The sequence below is a fragment of the Jiangella rhizosphaerae genome (assembly GCF_003579925.1).
GTDB lineage: Bacteria > Actinomycetota > Actinomycetes > Jiangellales > Jiangellaceae > Jiangella > Jiangella rhizosphaerae.
Genome location: NZ_QUAL01000064.1, coordinates 1 through 3,533 on the forward strand (window position 1 = coordinate 1; position 3,533 = coordinate 3,533).

The following is a 3,533-nucleotide window of genomic DNA, read 5'->3' on the forward strand; positions in this document are numbered from 1 at the left end:
GGCCAGCGGCCGGCGCGCCCGGCGCAGCGCCAGCGCCAGCGCCGCGACGAGCACTGCTGCGACGGCGCCGGCGGCGACCGTCAGGCCGCGCAGCGCCACCACCTGAGCGGGACCGTAGGCGCCGGACAGCCCGAGCACCTGCGGCCACACGACGAGCACCGCCACCAGAGCGGCGGCCGCCGTCGACCCGGCGAGCCACGCCCGGTGGCGCGGGCTCACGCCGAGACGGTGTCCAGCGCGAGCTCGACCATCTCCGCGAACGTCCGCTCGCGCTCCTCGGCCGACGTCTCCTCGCCGGTGACGAGGTTGTCGCTCACCGTGCAGACCGCCATGGCCCGCGCGCCGAACTTCGCCGCGAGCGTGTAGAGGGCGGCCGCCTCCATCTCGACGGCCATGACGCCGTACTGCGTCAGGCGGTCCCGCAGCTCGGGGCGGTCGTGGTAGAAGACGTCGGTGCTGAACAGCTGCCCGACGTGGTAGCGGGCGCCCGCGGCCTCGGCCTTCTCGACGTAGGCCCTGACCAGCGAGAAGTCGGCCGTCGGGGCGTAGTGGAAGCCCTCGAAGCGCAGCGCGTTCATCGACGAGTCGGTGGCCGCGGAGATGCCGATGACGAGGTCGCGGATGGCGACGTCGGCCAGCAGTCCGCCGCACGACCCGACCCGGACCAGCGTCTTCGCGCCGTACTCGGCGAGCAGCTCGTGCACGTAGATGGAGATGGACGGCTGGCCCATGCCGGTGCCCTGCACCGAGACGCGCTCGCCCCGGTACGTGCCGGTGAAGCCGAGCATGTTGCGTACCTGCGAGTAGCAGCTGACGTCGTCGAGGTACGTCTTGGCGATCCACTCGGCACGGAGCGGATCGCCGGGCAGCAGGACGGTCTCGGCGATCTCGCCGGACGCGGCGGCAATGTGGGTGCTCACGAGTGCACACGGTATCCGGCGTAGGGTCGTGGGTCGTGCACGAGGCCTACGTCTTGCCCGGACCCCTTGCCCTGTCGCGCTCCACCGTCGACCGCGCCGCCGACCGCCGCACCGACGCCGCCTGGCTGGACTCGCTGTGGGCCGACGGCGCCACGCGGGTGCTGCTGGTCGGCGACGGCACGGTGCCGGTCGACGACGAGGCGCTGCGGTTCGTCACCACGGCCGACGCGCCCGACGGCGAGCGCCTCCTGCTCGGTCTCGACGACGACGGCGTCGCCTACGTCGCGGTCCATGTGGAGGGGAAGCCCGACGGAGGCGCGACGCTGCGCGAGGTGGGCGCCGTGCTCGGCGACCGCGACGCCGGCCTGGCCGTGCATGCGATCGCGCTGGCCAACTGGCACGCCACCCACCGGTTCTGCCCGCGCTGCGGCGCCCGCACCCGGTCGGAGCAGGGCGGGCACGTCCGGGTCTGCGAGGCCGAGGGGTCGCAGCACTTCCCACGCACCGATCCCGCGGTCATCGTCCTGGTGGTCGACGAGAAGGAGCGCTGCCTGCTGGGCCGGTCCGCGGCGTGGCCGGGGCACCGCTTCTCGACGCTGGCCGGCTTCGTCGAGCCGGGCGAGACGCCGGAGCACGCCGTGGTCCGCGAGCTCTACGAGGAGGTCGGCGTGCGGGTGACGTCGTGCCGCTACGCGGGCGCGCAGCCGTGGCCGTTCCCGTCCAGCCTGATGCTCGGCTACTACGCGACGGCGGCCGGTGAGGACCCGGTGCCCGACGGCGACGAGATCGCCGAGGCCCGCTGGTTCAGCCGCGACGAGCTGACCACGGCCATGGAGAGCGGCGACGTCCTCCCGCCCAGCGGCATCTCGATCGCCCGGAAGCTGGTCGAGGGCTGGTACGGCGGGCCGCTGCCGGTCGAGGTCAGCTGGCGGTAGCGGTCAGCTTCGCCTTGACCTGCGACGGGCTCGGGTTGGTCAGCGAGCTGCCGTCGGCGAACACCAGTGTCGGGACGACCGCGTTGCCGCCGTTGAGGCTCATGACGAGGTCGGCGGACTTCGGGTCGGCCTCGATGTCGACCTCGTGGAACGTGATGCCCTCGCGGTTCAGCGCGGACTTGAGCCGACGGCAGTAGCCGCACCACGTGGTGCTGTACATGGTGAACTGCGACATCGACTCTCCTGCTCCTCGAGATGTACTTGTCATGTCAGCTACTTCAACACGGCCGCCCGCCCGGATTGTTCCTTAGGTCGCGGGGCTCTCGCACCGGGGTCGCGTCCTGTCGGTGGCGGCTGCGAGGATGGGGCGATGCGCGCACCCGACGTCCTCGCCGGCCTCGATCCCGAGCAGCGCGCGGTCGCCACGGCGCTCAGCGGGCCGGTGTGCGTCATCGCCGGTGCGGGCACCGGCAAGACCCGCGCCATCACCCACCGCATCGCCCACGGCGTGCACACCGGCGCCTTCGACCCACGCCGCACCCTCGCCGTCACGTTCACCACGCGCGCGGCGGGCGAGATGCGCGGGCGCCTGCGCGGGCTCGGAGCCGAGGGGGTCCAGGCCCGAACGTTCCACTCCGCGGCGCTGCGCCAGGCCCGGTACTTCTGGCCGCAGATCACCGGCTCCGAGCTGCCCGAGATCAGCCAGAGCAAACTGCCCATCGTCGGCTCGGCCGCGTCGCGCTGCCGGGTGCCCACCGACCGCACGGTGCTGCGCGACCTCGCGTCCGAGATCGAGTGGGCCAAGGTCAGCAACGTCCTGCCCGAGGCCTACGTCGCGGCGGCCGAGGCGGCACACCGCGACGTCGGCGGCGTCGACCCCGAGTCCGTCGCCCGGGTCTACGCCGCCTACGAAGACCTCAAGACCGACCGCAACGTCCTCGACATGGAGGACATCCTGCTGGCCGCCGTGGGGCTGCTGTCCGGGCACCCGGGCGTCGCCGAGGCGGTCCGCTCGCAGTACCACCACTTCGTCGTCGACGAGTACCAGGACGTCTCGCCGGTCCAGCAGAAGCTGCTCGACCTCTGGCTGGGCGAGCGCACCGACGTCTGCGTGGTCGGCGACCCCGCGCAGACCATCTACTCCTTCGCCGGCGCCCAGCCCGACTACCTCATCCGCTTTCCGCAGCGCTTCCCCGGCGCGACCGTCGTGCGGCTGTTCCGCGACTACCGTTCCACCCCCGAGGTGGTCGGCGTCGCCAACGCCGTGCTGCGCGGCGCCCGCGACGCGCACGCCGGCGTCGTCCTCGAGGCGCAGCGTCCGCCCGGCCCGAAGCCGGTCTTCGTCGAGCACGCCGACGAGCTCGCCGAGGCCGCGTGGGTGGCCGACCAGATCGGCAAGCTGGTCGCCAACGGCACACCGCAACGCGAGATCGCCGTGCTGTTCCGGGTCAACGCGCAGTCCGAGGCGTACGAGCAGGCGCTGGCCGACGCCGGCGTCGCCTACGTCGTCCGCGGCGCCGAGCGGTTCTTCGACCGCGGCGAGGTGCGCCAGGCGGCCATGTTGCTGCGTGCCGCCGTCCGCACGGCCGACGGCGCGCCCGACGCCCCCGACGCCGCGGCGGCCACGGCCGCCGTCCTCTCCTCGGCGGGCTGGTCGCCCACGCCGCCCGCCGGCGGC

4 protein-coding genes and 1 pseudogene are annotated in these 3,533 nt (G+C 73.4%); 2 read left to right on the forward strand and 3 right to left on the reverse strand.

What is annotated here, in order from left to right:
* Both DY240_RS07810 and deoD read right to left on the reverse strand, forming a co-directional pair.
* Nucleotides 1-219 (reverse strand): annotated as a pseudogene (locus DY240_RS07810) (hypothetical protein); the annotation flags it as partial.
* Nucleotides 216-920 (reverse strand): purine-nucleoside phosphorylase, encoded by a 705-nt coding sequence (gene deoD, locus DY240_RS07815; RefSeq protein ID WP_119659383.1) that lies wholly within the window; start codon nucleotides 918-920, stop codon nucleotides 216-218. The pseudogene DY240_RS07810 and the gene deoD, both read right to left, overlap by 4 nt.
* A gap of 35 nt (nucleotides 921-955) precedes the next feature.
* On the opposite strand from deoD, the gene nudC reads away from it, so the two are divergent.
* On the forward strand, nucleotides 956-1,855 hold the full coding sequence (gene nudC / locus DY240_RS07820; RefSeq protein WP_199701046.1) for an NAD(+) diphosphatase: 900 nt from the start codon (nucleotides 956-958) through the stop codon (nucleotides 1,853-1,855).
* Here nudC and DY240_RS07825 read toward each other — a convergent pair.
* Nucleotides 1,842-2,090: a mycoredoxin gene (locus DY240_RS07825; RefSeq protein ID WP_199701050.1), complete on the reverse strand. Its 249-nt coding sequence runs from the start codon at nucleotides 2,088-2,090 to the stop codon at nucleotides 1,842-1,844. The genes nudC and DY240_RS07825 overlap by 14 nt on opposite strands.
* A gap of 135 nt (nucleotides 2,091-2,225) precedes the next feature.
* Between DY240_RS07825 and DY240_RS07830 the strand changes: the two genes are divergently transcribed.
* Nucleotides 2,226-3,533 (forward strand): ATP-dependent helicase (locus tag DY240_RS07830; protein WP_147375229.1); only part of this gene is annotated, 1,308 nt, incomplete at its 3' end.